Genomic DNA, 251 nt, shown 5'->3' with positions numbered 1-251 from the left:
CGGCCCTGACCTTCGCATGGCGGTGGTGGGATCGCCGTCCTACTTCCAGAACCGCACAATCCCGATGACGCCCCGCGATCTCGGCGACCACCGGGGTATTAGCTACCGGCAAACCACAGGAGGTGGATTGTATGCCTGGGAGTTCGAGCGCGACAGCGAGGAGCTTGTGGTCAGAATGAATGGGCCGCTCATCATCAACGATAGTTTGATGCTGGAAGCCGCTGCTTTGGATGGGCTCGGGCTTGCCTACA

Annotated in this window: 1 protein-coding gene; it reads left to right on the top strand. The window is 60.2% G+C overall.

Going from position 1 to position 251, the window contains the following annotated elements:
- Positions 1-16 precede the first annotated feature (16 nt).
- The coding region (locus EOD29_RS33690; RefSeq protein ID WP_348630477.1) for a LysR substrate-binding domain-containing protein at positions 17-251 on the top strand (235 nt) is incomplete at its 3' end.

It is taken from the genome of Mesorhizobium sp. M1A.T.Ca.IN.004.03.1.1 (genome assembly GCF_003997555.1).
Lineage (GTDB): Bacteria > Pseudomonadota > Alphaproteobacteria > Rhizobiales > Rhizobiaceae > Mesorhizobium.
Note: the sequence above shows the minus strand (reverse complement) of the source record. Positions and strands in the feature narration are given on the sequence as shown.